General features: G+C 60.2%; 12 protein-coding genes. 7 read left to right on the top strand and 5 right to left on the bottom strand.

Going from position 1 to position 16548, the window contains the following annotated elements; genetic code table 11:
- Positions 1 to 130 precede the first annotated feature (130 nt).
- Positions 131 to 1318 (top strand): YdgA family protein, encoded by a 1188-nt coding sequence (locus EV130_RS20670; RefSeq protein WP_132661215.1) that lies wholly within the window; start codon positions 131 to 133, stop codon positions 1316 to 1318.
- Between the two features lie 57 nt (positions 1319 to 1375).
- Here the strand turns inward: EV130_RS20670 and aspS are convergent, their stop codons facing one another.
- Complete coding sequence (gene aspS / locus EV130_RS20665) at positions 1376 to 3166, bottom strand: aspartate--tRNA ligase (RefSeq protein ID WP_074063108.1); 1791 nt, start codon at positions 3164 to 3166, stop codon at positions 1376 to 1378.
- A gap of 258 nt (positions 3167 to 3424) precedes the next feature.
- Between aspS and EV130_RS20660 the strand changes: the two genes are divergently transcribed.
- The 4 genes from EV130_RS20660 to EV130_RS20645 all read left to right on the top strand — a co-directional run bounded on the left by EV130_RS20660 (position 3425) and on the right by EV130_RS20645 (position 8733).
- Positions 3425 to 4816 (top strand): multicopper oxidase family protein, encoded by a 1392-nt coding sequence (locus tag EV130_RS20660; protein WP_132552143.1) that lies wholly within the window; start codon positions 3425 to 3427, stop codon positions 4814 to 4816.
- A 203-nt stretch (positions 4817 to 5019) separates the two neighbouring features.
- Positions 5020 to 6165, top strand: coding sequence for a ribonuclease D (gene rnd, locus EV130_RS20655; protein ID WP_074060771.1), 1146 nt, complete (start codon positions 5020 to 5022; stop codon positions 6163 to 6165).
- A 91-nt stretch (positions 6166 to 6256) separates the two neighbouring features.
- Positions 6257 to 7321 carry an adenylate/guanylate cyclase domain-containing protein gene (locus tag EV130_RS20650; protein ID WP_074060770.1) on the top strand — a complete coding sequence of 355 codons (1065 nt, stop codon included), beginning with the start codon at positions 6257 to 6259 and terminating at the stop codon, positions 7319 to 7321.
- A 53-nt stretch (positions 7322 to 7374) separates the two neighbouring features.
- Positions 7375 to 8733 carry an esterase-like activity of phytase family protein gene (locus EV130_RS20645; protein WP_132661212.1) on the top strand — a complete coding sequence of 453 codons (1359 nt, stop codon included), beginning with the start codon at positions 7375 to 7377 and terminating at the stop codon, positions 8731 to 8733.
- Positions 8734 to 8950: 217 nt separating this feature from the next.
- Here EV130_RS20645 and ppx read toward each other — a convergent pair whose 3' ends face one another.
- The 4 genes from ppx to EV130_RS20625 all read right to left on the bottom strand — a co-directional run bounded on the left by ppx (position 8951) and on the right by EV130_RS20625 (position 14573).
- On the bottom strand, positions 8951 to 10474 hold the full coding sequence (ppx, locus tag EV130_RS20640; RefSeq protein ID WP_074060768.1) for an exopolyphosphatase: 1524 nt from the start codon (positions 10472 to 10474) through the stop codon (positions 8951 to 8953).
- Positions 10475 to 10486: 12 nt separating this feature from the next.
- Positions 10487 to 12691, bottom strand: a complete 2205-nt coding sequence (locus tag EV130_RS20635; protein WP_074060767.1) for an RNA degradosome polyphosphate kinase — start codon at positions 12689 to 12691, stop codon at positions 10487 to 10489.
- 65 nt (positions 12692 to 12756) lie between these two features.
- Entirely contained in the window at positions 12757 to 13455 is a 699-nt protein-coding gene (gene hdaA / locus EV130_RS20630) for a DnaA regulatory inactivator HdaA (protein WP_074060766.1), read from the bottom strand.
- Positions 13452 to 14573 carry an AI-2E family transporter gene (locus EV130_RS20625; protein ID WP_132661209.1) on the bottom strand — a complete coding sequence of 374 codons (1122 nt, stop codon included), beginning with the start codon at positions 14571 to 14573 and terminating at the stop codon, positions 13452 to 13454. Before EV130_RS20625 ends, hdaA begins: the two co-directional genes overlap by 4 nt.
- Before the next feature lie 239 nt (positions 14574 to 14812).
- Here EV130_RS20625 and purM point away from each other — a divergent pair, with 239 nt between their 5' ends.
- Both purM and purN read left to right on the top strand, forming a co-directional pair.
- Positions 14813 to 15886 carry a phosphoribosylformylglycinamidine cyclo-ligase gene (purM, locus tag EV130_RS20620; protein WP_132552139.1) on the top strand — a complete coding sequence of 358 codons (1074 nt, stop codon included), beginning with the start codon at positions 14813 to 14815 and terminating at the stop codon, positions 15884 to 15886.
- On the top strand, positions 15883 to 16545 hold the full coding sequence (gene purN / locus EV130_RS20615; RefSeq protein WP_132661206.1) for a phosphoribosylglycinamide formyltransferase: 663 nt from the start codon (positions 15883 to 15885) through the stop codon (positions 16543 to 16545). The genes purM and purN overlap by 4 nt, the downstream gene beginning before the upstream one ends.
- The last annotated feature ends 3 nt before the right edge of the window (positions 16546 to 16548 follow it).

Raw genomic sequence — 16548 nt, 5'->3', positions numbered from 1 at the left:
AGCATCGCCACCAATTTGGACTTTGTTTGCTTTCCCGTTCAACAGAAATTTAGAAACCTGCAAATATAAATCGCAGTCGATTCGCAGTAATTTCGCTGCAATTTGCAACCGCCACCAAAAGGACTTATCCATGACCTTTTACCGGACAACCCGGCTGATGCTGTCTGGCGCCGCTTTCCTGTCACTCGCCGGCTCCGCGTTCGCGCTTGACGGGCAGGATCTCCTGAAGAAGCTGAACGCCGCCTATAGTTCCCAAGGCGGAACGATCGCTGCCGATGGTGTCGATGTAAACGACACGACGGTAACGCTGAAGAATGCGCGCTTCAAACCGACCGGCGGCGAGGCCTTCGCCATCGGCGACATCACGATGACCGGCGTCGAGGAAGACGAAGACGGTGGTTACTACATCGAGGAAGCAGCCTTTCCCGACATCAACGTCACGCAAGACGGCGCAACCGTCAGCGCCTCCGAAATGACCCTCGGCGGCATATCCATTCCGGCCGATGTCAGCGGTGACGGCCTCGACTCCATGCTGATTTACGAAACGGCGCATGTCGGCCCGTTCAAGGTCACCAAGAATGGCAAGGACGTCTTCTCGCTGAGCGAAACCCAGATGAACCTTTCGCTTCGCGAAGACGAATCCGGTTTTGACTTCGACGGCGCATTCAAGAGCATGAAGGCGGATCTCAGCGATGCTACGGACCCGCAGGCGAAGGAAGCGATCGAGAAGCTAGCCCTGCAGCACGTCAACGGCGACATCACGATGAAGGGTGCCTGGGATCTCGGGCCCGGCACGATCGACATCTCCGAATTCGCCTTCGACGTGACGAATGTCGGCCGCCTGAACCTTGCCCTCAAGATTTCGGGATACACCTTGCCCTTCATGAAGTCGCTGCAGGAAGCGGCGAAGGCCTCCGAAACGAACCCGAACAAGGAAGAAGCGCAGCAGGCGCTTGGCCTCGCCATGCTCGGCCTGATGCAGCAACTTTCGTTCAACGGCGCCGAAATCCGATTCGATGACGCATCGATCACGAAGCGTGCGCTGGAATATGCTGGCTCCAAGCAGAACATTTCGGCACAGCAGATGGCGGATGCGCTGAAGGCTATGACGCCGATTGCCCTGGCGCAGCTTAACGTTCCGGAACTGCAGAATGCGATTTCGGGAGCGGTCAACACTTATCTTGACGACCCGAAAAGCTTCGCCGTCAGCGCCTCACCGGCCAAGCCGGTCCCCTTCCCGACCATCATGGGCGCTGCCATGGGCGCTCCGAACACGCTGCCCGGCGTGCTTGGCGTGAAGGTGACGGCGAACCAGTAAGGTCTGAACTCCACCAACAGAAAAGCCCGGTAACGGCACCGGGCTTTTCAAGTTGTATCAGTCCTTTTTGACCGGCGGGATCGGGCGGATCGCCAGTTCGCGCAGCTGCGCAGGCGTTGCCGGCGACGGTGCGCCCATCAGGAGGTCCTGGGCCTGCTGATTCATCGGGAAGAGCGAAATTTCGCGCAGGTTCTTCGCTCCAGCGAGCAGCATCACGATCCGGTCGATACCGAAGGCGGCGCCACCATGTGGCGGTGCGCCGTACTGGAAGGCGCGATAGAGACCGCCGAAGCGTTCCTCGACGTCTGCCTGGCTGAGGCCCACCTTTTCGAAGGCCTGCACCATCAGTTCCGGGGACTGGTTGCGGATCGAACCCGAAGCGATTTCGAAGCCATTGCACACGGCATCGTACTGGAAGGCCTTGATCGTCAGTGGATCCTGCTTCTGGAGCGCCTCCAAGCCGCCCTGCGGCATCGAGAAGGGGTTGTGCGCAAAATCGACCTTCTTCTCGTCCTCGTTCCATTCGAAGAACGGGAAGTCGACGATCCAGCAGAGTTCGAAACGGTCGCGATCGATGAGGTTCAGCTCGTCGGCTGCGCGGTTGCGCGCTTCGCCTGCGAACTTGTAGAACTTGTCCGGCTCGCCGGCGACGAAGAAGCAGGCGTCGCCGTCATCGAGGCTGAGCTGGGTGCGGATCGCATCCGTGCGCTCTTCACCGATGTTCTTGGCGAGCGGACCGGCTCCTTCGAGCTTTTCGCCTTCCTTGCGCCAGAAGATGTAGCCGAGGCCAGGCTGGCCCTGGCTCTGCGCCCAAGCGTTCATGCGGTCGCAGAAGGCGCGGGAGCCGCCGGTCTTTGCCGGGATCGCCCAGACCTGGACCTTCGGGTTGGATGCGATCATGTTCGCGAAGACCTTGAAGCCGGAGCCGGCGAAGTGTTCGGTCACTGCCTCCATGACGATCGGGTTGCGCAGGTCCGGCTTATCGGAGCCGTACTTGCGAATTGCCTCGTCATAAGGAATGCGTGGCCATTCCTTCGTCACCGGCTTGCCTTCGGCAAACTCCTCGAAAATCTTGGTCATCAGAGGACCCGTGGCATTCCAGACGTCTTCCTGGGTCACGAAGCTCATTTCGAGGTCGAGCTGATAGAATTCGCCGGGCAGGCGGTCGGCTCGCGGATCTTCATCACGGAAGCAGGGAGCGATCTGGAAATAGCGGTCGAACCCGGCAACCATCAAGAGCTGCTTGTACAGCTGCGGCGCCTGCGGCAGGGCGTAGAAGGTGCCTGGATGGATGCGGCTCGGCACGAGGAAGTCACGCGCGCCTTCCGGCGAGGAGGCCGTCAGGATCGGCGTCGAATATTCGGTGAAGCCGATATTGCCCATTTCACGCCGCATGGCGGAGATGATCTGCGTGCGCTTGACGATGTTCTTATGCAGCGTTTCGCGGCGAAGGTCGAGGAAGCGGTACTTGAGGCGGACGTCTTCGGGATAGTCCGGCTCGCCGAAGACCGGCAGCGGCAGTTCCTTGGCGGCGGAGAGAATTTCGATCTCCTGCGCGTAGAGCTCGATCTCGCCGGTCGCCATCGCCTTGTTGACGGTGTCTTCAGTACGCGCCTTTACGAGGCCGTCAATGCGGATGACCCATTCGCCGCGAACGGTTTCGGCGATCTTGAAAGCCGGCGAATCCGGATCGGCAACAACCTGCGTGATGCCGTAATGATCGCGAAGGTCGATGAAGAGAACGCCGCCATGGTCGCGAACGCGGTGGACCCAGCCGGAAATCCGGACATTCGAGCCAACATCCGACTTGCGGAGGGCTGCACATGTGTGGCTGCGGTAGCGATGCATATTGTCTAATCCTGGTATTTTGGCTTGAGACGGCAGCAAGGGGCTCGAATGGCTCTCCGGTGCCGACAAGAAAATCGGGCGGAAAAGCGCATGGACGGTCTGATTTGTCAAGGCTTGGGCCGCATTGAGCACCACTTTGGCGCCTTTATTCGGCGCGCCTGATGCAAGGCAACTGCGGCAGTTTGGCCCCCACTTCCTTATTGATGAAAACCCCAGTCAATTTTAAAGATGGCTCCATTCTTGTTGCCGGAGCGCCAGATGCCCATACTCACCCGCCGCAATCTGTTGAAGGCGTCCGCCGTCGCCGGCGCCTACAGTGCCGGCATGGGCGTTGCCGGCAGGTTCGGCTTGGCCGGTTCGACGCCCCAACCGCAGGTGCTGAAGGCGGCCATGACAGAGGCTTTGCTCACCGCTGCCGGCCCGACAAGGGATGTCATGACCTGGGGCGATGGCGGCCCGCCGCCGGTGCTTCGCATGACCCGTGGCAGACCCTTTGCCGCACGCCTGACCAATGCTCTCGACGAGCCGACGACGATCCACTGGCATGGCCTTCGCATCGACAACAGGATGGACGGCGTGCCCTTCATGACGCAGCCCTACGTCTATAAGGGCGACAGCTTTGACTATGCCTTCACGCCGCCCGATGCCGGCACCTTCTGGTATCACCCGCATTGCAACACGCTCACCCAGATGGGCCGCGGCATGACCGGCGTGATCCTCGTCGAGGATCCGGCCGATCCGACATTCGATGCCGAGATCGTGCTCAACCTTCGCGACTGGCGGCTCGGCGCAGATGGGCAATTCATTGCACCCTTCCGTCCACGCGACGCGGCAAAGACCGGCACCTATGGAACGGTGCGCACGGCGAATTGGCAGCAGGAGCCGCAATATGATGCACCAGCCGGCAGCCTTGTGCGCCTGCGCATCGCCGTGACGGATGTGACCCGCGTCTATTCGCTGCGGATGGAAGGCGTCGAGGCGACGGTGATCGCCATCGACGGCAATCCGGTGCCGCAGCGCTTTCGGCTTGACCTGCTCCAGATCGGTCCGGGACAGCGGCTGGATCTTGCCGTGCGGATGCCGGACAGCGAAGGCGGTGTAGCGATACTGGAGGATATCAGGGGAACCGCGCCGAAAACGATCGCTTGCCTGCGCGCCGTCGGTCAGTCGCTGAAACGCAACGTCGGCGACCTTGCTCCGCTTGCCGCCAATCCGGTCCCGCACGCCGATCTTTCCGCCGCCGAGAAGATCCCGCTGGTGCTCAGCGCCACAGCGGAAAACGCCTCCGTCGACAGCATATGCGGTACACTCGGCTACAGTTTCTGGGCGATCAACAGGTTGCCGTGGCCGGGCGACATTGCCGATCCGACCGCCCCGCTTGCCGAACTGAAGCTTGGCAAAAGCTACATCTTCCAGCTCGAGAACGTGACGCCGCACCTGCATCCGATCCATCTGCACGGCATGAGCTTTACGGTCATTTCGTCCTCGACACGCAAGGTGATGCCCCTCGTTTCCGACACCTATCTCGTCCAGCCCGATGAGAAGGTCCAGCTCGCCTTTGTCGCCGACAATCCGGGCGACTGGGTGCTTCATTGCCATATCATCGAGCATCAGAAGACGGGCATGACGAGTTATCTGCGGGTTGCTTAAGGTAAGCTACTGGCCGCTCCGCCTTCCGCCACCTTCTTCCGGCCTTACGCAAGGAACGGATATGCCGCAAATCTACGCTTTCATTGTCTGCCAGCGATGATCGCCGCCGGAGACGCCAGTATAGGCACCTTCAACGTATTGACATATCGAGCGTAAAGGAGAAGGAAGGTTTAACCGACCTTTTTCCTTGCGAATGAATTGACATGATAGAAACAACCGCCGAACTGGCGGCCGCCTGCAAAGAGCTGGCCAAGTCCGACTTCATTACAATCGACACTGAATTCCTGCGTGAGACGACATTCTGGCCGGAGCTTTGCCTGATACAGATGGCAAGCTTGACGAAGGAAGTCATCATCGATCCACTTGCTAAGGGCATAGACCTTGCACCCTTCTTCGAACTGATGGCCAACGCGGACGTGCTGAAGGTTTTCCATGCGGCGCGCCAGGACATCGAAATCATTTTCCACCGCGGCGGGCTGATCCCGCATCCGATCTTCGACACGCAGGTCGCCGCCATGGTCTGCGGCTTCGGTGACAGCGTTTCCTACGACCAGCTCATCAGCCGGACCAAGGGCGTGCAGATCGATAAATCCTCGCGCTTCACCGACTGGAGCCGCCGGCCACTTTCCGAAAAGCAGCTCGATTATGCATTGGCGGACGTCACACACCTGCGCGACGCCTATCTCTATCTCAAGGCCGAACTCGAGCGCGAGGGGCGCTCGTCCTGGCTCTCGGAGGAGATGGATATTCTTGAATCGCGCGAGACCTACGACATGCATCCGGATGACGCCTGGCAACGTTTGAAGATGCGGCTGCGCAAACCGCAGGAACTCGCAACCCTCAAATTCGTCGCGGCCTGGCGCGAGCGAGAAGCGCGATCGCGCAACGTGCCGCGTTCGCGCGTGTTGAAGGACGATGCGATCTACGAGATCGCCCAGCAGCAGCCAAAGGACACCGACGCCCTGAGCCGCCTGCGCACGATCCCCAAGGGATGGGAGCGTTCTGCCGCCGGTACGGCGGTTCTCGAAGCCGTCAATGCGGCCCTTGCCCTGCCGAAAGCCGAGATGCCCCATGTGCCCCGCCACACGCAAGCGCCTGAGGGTGCTGCCGCTGCGGTCGAATTGCTCAAGGTACTGTTGAAGCTGATTTCGGAAAAACACGGCGTTGCGCCGAAAGTCATCGCCAACAGCGAAGACCTCGACAAGATTGCCGCGGACGGCGAGAAGGCGCAGGTCGCGGCACTTAGCGGTTGGCGCCGCGAATTGTTCGGCGTGCCCGCTCTCCAGCTCATAAAGGGCGAGATCGCGCTTCGTTTCGTCGGCAAGAGAGTCGATACCGTTTCGCTTTGATGCCTTGCCCCTCGAGCCGGCTCGCGAAATCGCTTGACCGAAGCGTCTCGCGTGGAAAAATGCCCGCGGGTACCAACACAGGTCAGATGTCATGAAAGAGATTTCTCCAGCGCAGAACTGGCTTCTCTTAACGGCCGTGATGGCTGCAAGCGGCGTAGCCTATAGCCTGGTGGTCTTTCCCGACGAACCGGTCATCATCGGGGCGGTCTTTGCGGTCTTTATCGGCATGCCGATTCTGGCCTTCGAGCGCAGAGCCTTCCTGCGCCCGCTCTACCGACGGCTCCAGAAACTTCCAACGGCGGCGTTCATCATTTCGGCTTTGCTGATTTATGAAATCTTCATGAACATCGGCTATGCGCTGGCCGCCTCGCTGCTGTCGGCGGTCGGCCTGATCAAGCCTCAGTCGCTCTTGAACATCCTGGTGATGCCGTTCAACGTCTTCATGTATGCACTGGCTGTCTGCGCCGTCATCATCTTCGTCTTGCGCGTGCGCGAGCTGCTCGGCCGCGATGTTTTTCTCAGCATGTTCTCCGGACGCTACCGGACCCCCGTCCAGGAGGAACGCATCTTCCTCTTTATCGACCTCGTCGATTCGACGCCCTTTGCCGAAAAACACGGTGATCTTCGAGCACAGCAATTGCTGAACTCGCTGTTTGCCGCTTTTGCCGAACCGGTGCGGCGGAACAAAGGTGCGATTGATGATTACGTCGGCGATTCTGCAATCATAACCTGGCCGCTCGCGCGCGGGCTGAAGGACGGCCGCTGCGTGCGCTGCATCTTCGACATCCTCAACGATATCGAAGCCGATGCGGAAAGCTGGCTGAAGCAGTATGGGCAGGTGCCCCGCCTGCGCGCGGCACTTCATGGCGGCTTGGTCATCACAGCCGAAATCGGAGTCGATCACCATAAGATCACCTATTTCGGCGACACGGTGAATACAACTTCAAGACTTGAATCCCTTTGCAAGACACTGAACCGGCCGGTGTTGATCTCGAGCGAGCTTGCCCAACGCCTGACGCTGCCCGAAAGGATCAGCGCGCAGGACCTGGGTGTTCATGCCCTCAAGGGCCGGGGCCAGGGACTGGGCGTCATGACGCTGGCACAGGCCCTGCCCACGTCGACAACGTCACCAAAGCTTCATTCAACCTTCAACTAAGCGCCATCAATGGACTGCTAAGCGAAACCGCCATTCATTTTCTGGAGGTTTCCATGAAAGCTGCGCTTTTTACTTCCGTCTTTCTCTTCTTCCTCGCCGCCGCCTCCGCTTCCGCCGACCAGCAGGCTTTTCCGGCCAAGCTCGCAGGCCAGGCGATCCTGCCTGCCAACACGCTGGTTCCCGCGCCCGCCGACGCGCCTCAATTCCTGAAGCACGCCGGCAAGTTCACGACTGCGGACCGCAAGCGAACCGAAGCGCTCGGCTCGGTTCCCGGCAAGGACGGACAGCGCATCACCGACATCAAGCTGCCGCTCGACGGCCAGCCTGTCCAAGGCTTTTCCGGCATCAAGACAATGGAAGACGGCACGTTCTGGACACTGTCCGACAACGGTTTCGGCTCCAAGGGCAACTCCAGCGATGCGATGCTCTTCCTGCACCAGATGAAACTGGACTGGACGACCGGCAAAGCCGACATCGTCAAGAATATCTTCCTCTCCGATCCAAACAAGATCGCACCCTTCCCGATTACTCTCGAAGGTGCAGAGAAACGCTATCTGACCGGCGGGGATTTCGACATCGAATCCATCCAGCCGGTCGCCGACGGCTTCTGGCTCGGCGATGAGTTCGGTCCCTATCTACTGAAAGTCGATACCGAAGGACAGTTGACCGACGTGATTGCCACCACGGCCGATGGAAAGCCGGTGATGTCGCCCGACAACCCGCTGCTTTCGGTTCCGGCAAATCCGGCCGCCAAGTTGCCTGCCTTCAACTTGAAGCGCTCCGGCGGCTTCGAGGGTCTTGCCATGTCGAAGGACGGAACCAAGCTTTACGGCCTTCTGGAAGGCTCGCTCTATCAGGACGACGGCAAGATGGAGTCCGTTGACGGCAAGACTGCCATCCGCGTCATCGAGTTCGAGATCGCCTCCAAGAAATGGACGGGCAGCAGCTGGTTCTATCCATTCGAGGACAAGGGTGCTGCGATCGGTGACTTCAACATGCTCGACGACACGACCGCCCTCGTCATAGAACGCGACAATGGCGCCGGTACGAAGGACAAGGTCTGTGCCGATCCCAAGGAGCCCAGGCCGGACTGCTTCCAAGCTCCGGCCGAATTCAAGCGCATCTACAAAATCGAGCTCGACGATGCCAAGGTCGGCAAGGCCGTGCGCAAGATCGGCTATATCGACCTGATGCATATCGAAGACCCGGACAACAAGAAGAAAAAGGGCGGCCGCGAAGGCTTCTACGACATGCCCTTCGTGACGATCGAGAATGTCGACCGCGTCGATGCCACGCACATCATCGTCGGCAACGACAACAACCTTCCCTTCTCCGCCGGCCGTGCCGTCGACAAGGCAGATGACAACGAGTTCAGCCTGCTGGAGGTGGGTGACTTTTTGAGTGCAAGATAGCTTTACGCCCCCAGTAAGAGGGTGGCGCGCAAGTTCCATCCTCTTCTTTCTTGCGGCTATAAGGCATCCCCCGGGCAAACCGTTTCACCGGTCGTTCGCCTCATCCGTGGTGCCTGTCACAGCAGGCTTTCGCCCAAGTCCTTGGGCGCGGGAAACTCATTTTGAGTTGCGGGAGAACCGCTCAGGGCGCAGGCCGCTGTGGCTGGCTTGCTTGCCCCTACTCGAATCTGAACGCCAGCCGTCTGTTCGTCAGCCGCGAAAGTTGCTGCAGGCGTCCGTCGAGGCGTTCTCCGGCAAAGTCGCGATATTCCGACGGCACGACGAATTCGAGGTCGATGTTTGGATTTGAGGACTTGCGGAATGTCAGATTCTTCACCACGCCCGGCATGGAGGCCGAGAAGAGATAAACGACGCGCAGCATGCCACCGAGCAGCTTGGCTCGCTCGACATATTGCGAGCCGGCGATCGTGGCAAGCGGTGCCGTCGAGCCGTCGTCATGAAGGCCTTGGAAGCGGTAGTAATTGGCGAGCGCGATGAACGCCCGGCCGGGATGGCTGATGCCGACGAAGGAGGAATGGGCAATCAGGTTCAGCGCCTGCAGGCCGCGATAGTCCGGATGCGCGCGCCAGCTGATGTCGGCGAGCAGGCACGCCGCCTGGCGGTAGCGCGCTTCCTCTTCCGTTTCCACGACGCCGAAATAGGGCATCATATAGCCGGTCCATCCCGCAAGCTCGCGCGCATGCTCAGGTGAACGCGCGCGCAGGATGGCAAGCTCGCCGGCCGCCGAAAGCAGCGGATCGGCGCGGCGCTCGCCTTCCGACAGCAGCGAGTAGAGATAACCTTCGCGGACGCCCTGCGCCGAAAAGGAAATGACACCGGGATTCATCGCGCTCAACACTTCCTTCATGGCAACGGCGCCGAAGGGCAGCAGTGCACGGCGATGCTTCGAAACCGCCTGGAAGGCTGGATCCTTGGAGTCCCTGGCCACTTCCACCTGATCGAGGAACTGCATCATCCCTTCGAAAGAAACCTCGTAGCCCTGCATCATGTGCAGCGGATACTGGGTAAGTTCCATGTGCAGCTTGGCGATGTTGCGCCAGGTGCCACCAACCGCGTAAAAGGTCCGTCCGGTCCCCTTCTCCAGGATTTTTGCGGCGCTTCGAACATGCTTGCGGGCGAAAGTGCGGGCTCTCGCCAGCGAACCACCGGCATATTCGGAAAGGCGAAGTCCCCCGAGCGGCAGGGTGATCCCCCTGCCGATCTCGCGCTCCTTGATGTCGATGAGTTCCAAAGAGCCGCCGCCGAGATCGCCTGCGATGCCGTCGGGATGGAAGAAGCCGCTGATGACCCCGAGCGCGGAAAACTTCGCCTCCTCCTCGCCGGAAAGCACCCGGATCTTGCGTTGGAGGATCGTTTCGGCCTGGTGGATGAAATCAGGCCCGTTGGAGGCTTCGCGCGCGGCAGCCGTGGCCAGCACATACATAGTCGCCGCCCGGGCCTGGTCGGAAAGGGCCTTGAACCGATGCAGTGCGGAAAGCGCGCGCGCGACGCTTTCCTCATCCATCCTGCCGTTGAGGGCAATTCCCTTACCGAGGCCGCAGAGCACCTTTTCATTGAAAAGGATCGCCGGCGAGCGGGACATGCCCTCGTAGACGACCACGCGGATCGAATTCGACCCGATATCGACGACGGAGACCGGGGCAATCCCTGGCAGGCGCCCCTGGGCTTCTGATTCAACCATGCAGGTCCAGTTTTATCTCTTGGTCCAGCCGGAAAGCAGACCGGCAATCAGCTTGGGCGCACTGGATTTCAGGGCTTCACCACGGCCGGAAAGGCTGGGATTGGTCATGAAATACTGCTGCGCATTGAACGGCTCTTCGCCTTTGCGCACTTCCATGCGCCGAGACGTGCCGTCGGGCAATATCTCGTAGCTCTGCTGATTGTCAATGATATTGCCCAGCATGATCTGGGACAAAACCTGCTCGTGCACAGTCGGATTGATGAGCGGGACGAGCGTCTCGACGCGGCGGTCGAGGTTTCTGGGCATCATGTCGGCGGAGCCGATATAGACGAGCGCCTTGTCGGACGGCAGCCCGTATCCATTGCCGAAGCAGAAGATGCGGCTGTGCTCCAGGAAGCGGCCGACGATCGACTTGACGCGAATATTGTCGGACAGGCCCGGCACCTGCGGGCGCAGGCAGCAGATGCCGCGAATGACCAGATCGATTTCAACGCCTGCCCGGCTTGCCGTATAGAGCGCGTCGATAATTTCCGGATCGACGAGCGAGTTCATCTTCATCCAGATCGCTGCCGGCGCACCGTTCTTGGCATGTTTGATCTCCTCGTCGATGTGACGGAGGATGCGCGAGCGCAGCGTATAAGGCGAGACGGCGAGCTTCATGCTCTCCTCCGGTTCGCCGTAACCGGTGATGAAGTTGAAGATGTTCGCCATATCATGGGCAATCACCTGATTGCAGGTGAAGAACGAGAGGTCGGTATAGATCTTTGCGGTAACCGGATGGTAGTTGCCGGTGCCGAGATGGCAGTAGCTGCGGAGCCTGCCTTCCTCGCGGCGAACGACCAACGACATCTTCGCGTGTGTCTTGAGCTCGATGAAGCCGAAGACGACCTGCACGCCGGCGCGCTCGAGGTCGCGCGCCCAACGGATGTTCGCCTCTTCGTCGAAACGGGCCTTGAGTTCGACGAGTGCAGTCACCGACTTACCGGCTTCGGCAGCATCGATGAGGGCACGCACGATCGGGCTGTCGTTCGAGGTGCGGTAAAGGGTCTGCTTTATGGCCAGAACGTCAGGATCGTGCGCAGCCTGGAGAAGAAACTGGACCACCACGTCGAAAGACTCGTAGGGGTGATGAACCACCATGTCCTTTTCGCGAATGGCCGCAAAGCAGTCTCCCGCATGTTCCCGAACGCGCTCGGGAAATCGCGCATTGTAGGGTGGAAACCGAAGGTCGTCGCGCGGCGCCTTGGTGATCTCCGAGACTGTATTGAGAGCGAGCAGGCCCGGCAAAACGGCGACACGATTGTCTGGAACGTTCAACGCCTGCACCACGAACTGGCGAAGCGATGCCGGCATCTCGGAATCCGTCTCGATGCGGATCACCTTGCCGCGGCGACGGCGCTTCAAGGCGGTTTCAAAGAAGCGCACGAGGTCTTCGGCTTCTTCCTCCACTTCGATATCGCTGTCGCGAATGAGGCGGAATGTACCGGAGCCCTGCACCTCGTAACCGGGATAGAGCCGGTGAATGAATATGTTGGCGACATCCTCCAGCGTGATGTAGCGGATCGTGCCAGCGTCATCGGGCAACCGCACGAAGCGATCGAGCGCAGGCGGCAGGCGAAGCAGCGCAGTCATCGGCTCGCGCCCGTGCTTGCTGGTAAGCTGCAGGCCGATCGAGAAACCGAGGTTCGGGATGAACGGGAACGGGTGAGCCGGATCGATCGACAGCGGCGTCAGAACCGGAAAGATCGCCTGCTCGAACTCTGCAGCCAGCCACTGCCGGTCGGCGTCGCTGAGAGCGCCGGGACGGACGATCAGAATGTCTTCCTTCGCGAGATACTGCTGCAGGACGGCGAGCGAAGCCTGCTGCTCCATCTGCAGATTGTCGATCTCCTGCAGGATTGCGTCGAGCTGTTCTGCCGGCGTCTTCCCGTCCGGCGTGCGAACCACGATGTTCTGGCGCACCTGGCCTTCGAGGCCGGCGACGCGCACCATGAAGAATTCGTCGAGATTGGCCGCCGAAATCGACAGGAACCGGACGCGCTCGAGCAGCGGGTGCTCAGTGTTCAGCGTTTCCTCCAGAACGCGACGGTTGAACTGCAGCCAGGAAAATTCGCGGTTGATGAAACGTTCGGGACTAGCGAGCAGGTCTTCCAGTGGCGGGACAGCTGCCGACGTCTCCCGAATGGGTTCCTGATGCTCCGCAACCGCACTGTCCATGTTCAGATAACCCCGTTTCCTTCGTCCATGCGCAGTATATCAGTTTCACGACGGAACTGTGACAGTCAATCGGAAGAGGCCGAATTGCCCAATTCATTCAACACTTCAGCAGCGAGAGCCCGGGTGATCTTCGTTCCGCGCGCAAGGGCCAGCCGGTCGAGCCTTTCGACGATCGTCTGGGCCGCGTTCAGCGATCGCTCCATCCGGTTCACGATATAAAGGACGAGTTTGTCATCTATATTAAGCTGCCGGTCGGAGAAGAGCTTGACGATAACCTGCGACAGCAATTCCTCGTCCGGCTCGCCGATTTCGACGACGGTCACAGCCTTGAGCCTGGAGCGCAGGTCCGGAAGCTCCACCGGCCACGACATCGGCCAGAGTCGGCTCGTCATCAGCAGGCTGTTGCCGTTTTCGCGCACGCTGTTGATGACGTGAAAGAGCTCCGTGTCATCGAAGCCGAGGCGGTCGACATCCTCGAAAAGGACAGGTCCGTTTGCCGCAGTAACGGCGGCTTCCGATCCCCGCTTCGGATGGATGCAGACGGCACCGCTATGCTCTTTCCAGATGCTTGCGAGATGCGACTTTCCCGACCCCACCGGCCCGGCCAGGATGACGACCGGCGACGGCCATTGCGGCCAGGCGTCGATGATGGTCACCGCAGCACTCAGTCGGTCGGAGACCAAAAGGTCGTCTCGGCCGCTTGCTGCATCATGGGAAAAGACCAGCGGAAGCTGTTCCCCCGCCTTGCGCTTCACGTCGTTCATTTGGATTCGGCTTTTGTCGTCCGGGCGTCGGCAGGTTGCGAGCGGCCCGCATAAAGATCGCTCTGAAGGTAGCGCGAGAGCGCAAAGCGGACAAGGACACCGACAGCGGCAGCGGCCGGCACGGCAACGAGCAGGCCGACGAAGCCGAAAAGCGCGCCGAACGCAAAGAGTGCGAACATCAGCCAGACCGGGTGAAGTCCGACGCTGTGGCCGACGAGTTTCGGCTGCAGGATATTGCCTTCCAGGAACTGGCCGCTGAAGAAGACAACGAGCACGGCGCCGACCCAGAGGTAGTCCGGCCAGAACTGGACGAGCGCCACGCCGACGGCAAGGACCAGCCCGACCAGCGAACCGACATAGGGAATGAAGCTTATCATCCCGGCAAACAGGCCGATGAGCAGGCCGAAGTTCAAGCCGATGAGCGAAAGACCGACGGCATAGAAGATTCCGAGGATCAGGCACAGAGAGCCCTGCCCGCGAATGAAGCCGGCGATCGCCTGATCGATCTCATGAGCGATCTGGCGAACGTCCTTTACATAATCGCGCGGAATCCACTGATCGACCTTTGAAATCATGCGATCCCAGTCGAGTAGGATGTAAAAAGCAACGACCGGCGTCACGACCAGCAGCGAGATGACGTCGACGATGGCCTTGCCTGAATTCCAGATCTGGCCAAAGAGGCCGGTCAGGAAGCCCATGCCTTCCGACAATATTCCGGAGAAATTGTCCTTGATCGTGCCGAGCTGGTTTGCGACCCAACCCGGCAACACCGAATCCTGCACATCGGCGATGAAGGCCTGCAGCTGGCTGATATAGCCGGGGAGCCGCTGGGCGAAATCGTTGAACTGATTGATCAGGACCGGAATGAGGATCATCAGCGCCAGCGCGAAGATGATGACGAAGGCGACAAGGATGCCGATTGTTGCCATCAGGCGGCTGAGCCCCAGACGCTGCAAACGGTCGGCCACGGGATCCAGGAAATAAGCGATCGCCATCCCGGCGACGAAGGGCAGCAAGATGGAGCTGAATATATAGAGAAAGACGATGAAGAAGGCGAGCACGCCCAGCCAGAAGAAGACCTGCCGCTTGAGACTTGCTCCGCTGACTTGATGTGGCATCGCTTTCCCCGTTTGTCTGCCCAGTGACGCAATCATTTCGCGCCGCTACTCGAAGCACATAGGATGCAGGCCCGAAGATGGTCAACCCTGCGGCGGAAAATCCAACCCTGGCCTATGGAAAGAGCGGGAAATTGGGGCTTTTCTCCATAGCCGCCTTGCATAAAGCGCACTCTCATGCAATTGCGACCCGCATGTGACGCGGTTCGTTAAACCGCCCGAACCAGCCATCGGAGATCAGCATGAGCCAGTCTGGAAGAAACGGCCTGACCTATAGCGACGCAGGCGTGGACATCGATGCCGGCAATCTTCTGGTTGAGAAGATCAAGCCTGCCGTACGCTCGACAAGACGGCCAGGCGCCGATGGCGAAATCGGAGGCTTCGGCGGCCTGTTCGATCTCAAGGCTGCCGGCTTCACCGATCCGGTTCTCGTCGCCGCCAATGACGGCGTCGGCACCAAGCTGAAGATCGCCATCGACGCCGATTATCACGAAACGGTCGGCATCGATCTCGTTGCCATGTGCGTCAACGACCTTGTCGTGCAGGGTGCTGAGCCGCTTTTCTTCCTCGACTATTTCGCGACCGGCAAGCTCGATCCAAATCAGGGTGCGGCGATCGTCGGCGGTATTGCTGCGGGCTGCCGGGAGGCGGGCTGTGCATTGATCGGTGGCGAGACGGCGGAAATGCCCGGTATGTATTCTTCCGGCGATTACGATCTCGCAGGCTTTGCCGTTGGCGCTGCCGAGCGCGGCCAGCTTCTGCCGGCAGGCGATATCGCCGAAGGCGATATCATCCTCGGCCTCGCCTCCTCCGGCGTTCACTCGAACGGCTTTTCTCTGGTGCGCAAGATCGTTGAGCTTTCGGGTCTCGGCTGGGAGGCGCCGGCGCCTTTCGCCGAAGGCACGGCTCTCGGCGAGGCGCTGCTGACGCCGACCCGCATCTATGTAAAGCCGCTTTTGAAGGCGATCCGCCAAACCAGCGCCGTCAAGGCGCTGGCGCATATCACCGGCGGCGGCTTCCCCGAAAATATCCCCCGCGTACTGCCGAAGCATCTCGCCGCCGAGATCGATCTTGCCGCGGTCAAGGTTCCGCCGGTCTTTTCCTGGCTTGCCAAGACGGGCGGCGTCGAGGCGAAGGAAATGCTGCGCACCTTCAACTGCGGCGTCGGCATGATCGCCGTCGTCTCGGCTGAAAATGCCGCTGCGGTGACTGCCGTCCTGGAATCGGAAGGCGAAAGGATCATCACGCTCGGCCGCATGATCGCTCGCGCAGAAGCTGCGCAGGGAACGGTTTACAAGGGCACGCTCGCTCTATGACCATGCCGCGCAAACGCGTCGTCGTCTTCATTTCCGGCGGCGGTTCCAACATGATGGCGCTCGTCGCGGCAGCGAAAGCTCCGGACTTTCCCGCTGAAATCGTCGGCGTGATTTCCGACAAGGCGGATGCGGGCGGCCTTTCAAAAGCTGCCGCGCAAGGCATTTCCACCTTTGCTTTCGTCCGCAAGGACTATGACAGCAAGGAGGCCCACGAGGCGACGATCTTCAAAGCGCTCGACCGCCTCTCGCCCGATATTCTCTGCCTTGCGGGCTACATGCGGCTTCTGAGCGCGAAATTCATCCAACGTTACGAGGGCCGGATGATCAACATCCACCCTTCCCTTCTGCCGCTCTTCCCGGGCCTCCATACGCACCAGCGCGCCATCGACGCCGGCATGCGGATCGCCGGATGCACCGTGCATTTCGTGACCGAAGGCATGGATGAAGGGCCGGTGATCGGACAGGCCGCCGTACCGGTTCTGTCCAGCGATACCGCCGAAGCGCTCGCCGCGCGTGTCCTGACGGTCGAGCATCAGCTCTATCCCCAGGCGCTGCGGCTCCTTGCCGAAGGCAAGGTGAGGATGGAAGGCGGCAGGGCGGTCGGCGCCGAGATATCCGCCCGCCCGAATGCCGATCGCATAATTTCGCTGATCGCCTGATCC

The organism is Rhizobium azibense, assembly GCF_004342325.1.
Taxonomy (GTDB): Bacteria; Pseudomonadota; Alphaproteobacteria; order Rhizobiales; family Rhizobiaceae; genus Rhizobium; species Rhizobium etli_B.
Note: the sequence above shows the minus strand (reverse complement) of the source record. Positions and strands in the feature narration are given on the sequence as shown.

What these genes read in the sequence shown, in the direction of transcription:
- EV130_RS20670 (WP_132661215.1), top strand. Translation starts at nt 131, where the DNA reads ATGACCTTTTACCGGACAACCCGGCTGATGCTGTCTGGCGCCGCTTTC.
- aspS (WP_074063108.1), bottom strand. Translation starts at nt 3,166, where the DNA reads ATGCATCGCTACCGCAGCCACACATGTGCAGCCCTCCGCAAGTCGGAT.
- EV130_RS20660 (WP_132552143.1), top strand. Translation starts at nt 3,425, where the DNA reads ATGCCCATACTCACCCGCCGCAATCTGTTGAAGGCGTCCGCCGTCGCC.
- rnd (WP_074060771.1), top strand. Translation starts at nt 5,020, where the DNA reads ATGATAGAAACAACCGCCGAACTGGCGGCCGCCTGCAAAGAGCTGGCC.
- EV130_RS20650 (WP_074060770.1), top strand. Translation starts at nt 6,257, where the DNA reads ATGAAAGAGATTTCTCCAGCGCAGAACTGGCTTCTCTTAACGGCCGTG.
- EV130_RS20645 (WP_132661212.1), top strand. Translation starts at nt 7,375, where the DNA reads ATGAAAGCTGCGCTTTTTACTTCCGTCTTTCTCTTCTTCCTCGCCGCC.
- ppx (WP_074060768.1), bottom strand. Translation starts at nt 10,474, where the DNA reads ATGGTTGAATCAGAAGCCCAGGGGCGCCTGCCAGGGATTGCCCCGGTC.
- EV130_RS20635 (WP_074060767.1), bottom strand. Translation starts at nt 12,691, where the DNA reads ATGGACAGTGCGGTTGCGGAGCATCAGGAACCCATTCGGGAGACGTCG.
- hdaA (WP_074060766.1), bottom strand. Translation starts at nt 13,455, where the DNA reads ATGAACGACGTGAAGCGCAAGGCGGGGGAACAGCTTCCGCTGGTCTTT.
- EV130_RS20625 (WP_132661209.1), bottom strand. Translation starts at nt 14,573, where the DNA reads ATGCCACATCAAGTCAGCGGAGCAAGTCTCAAGCGGCAGGTCTTCTTC.
- purM (WP_132552139.1), top strand. Translation starts at nt 14,813, where the DNA reads ATGAGCCAGTCTGGAAGAAACGGCCTGACCTATAGCGACGCAGGCGTG.
- purN (WP_132661206.1), top strand. Translation starts at nt 15,883, where the DNA reads ATGACCATGCCGCGCAAACGCGTCGTCGTCTTCATTTCCGGCGGCGGT.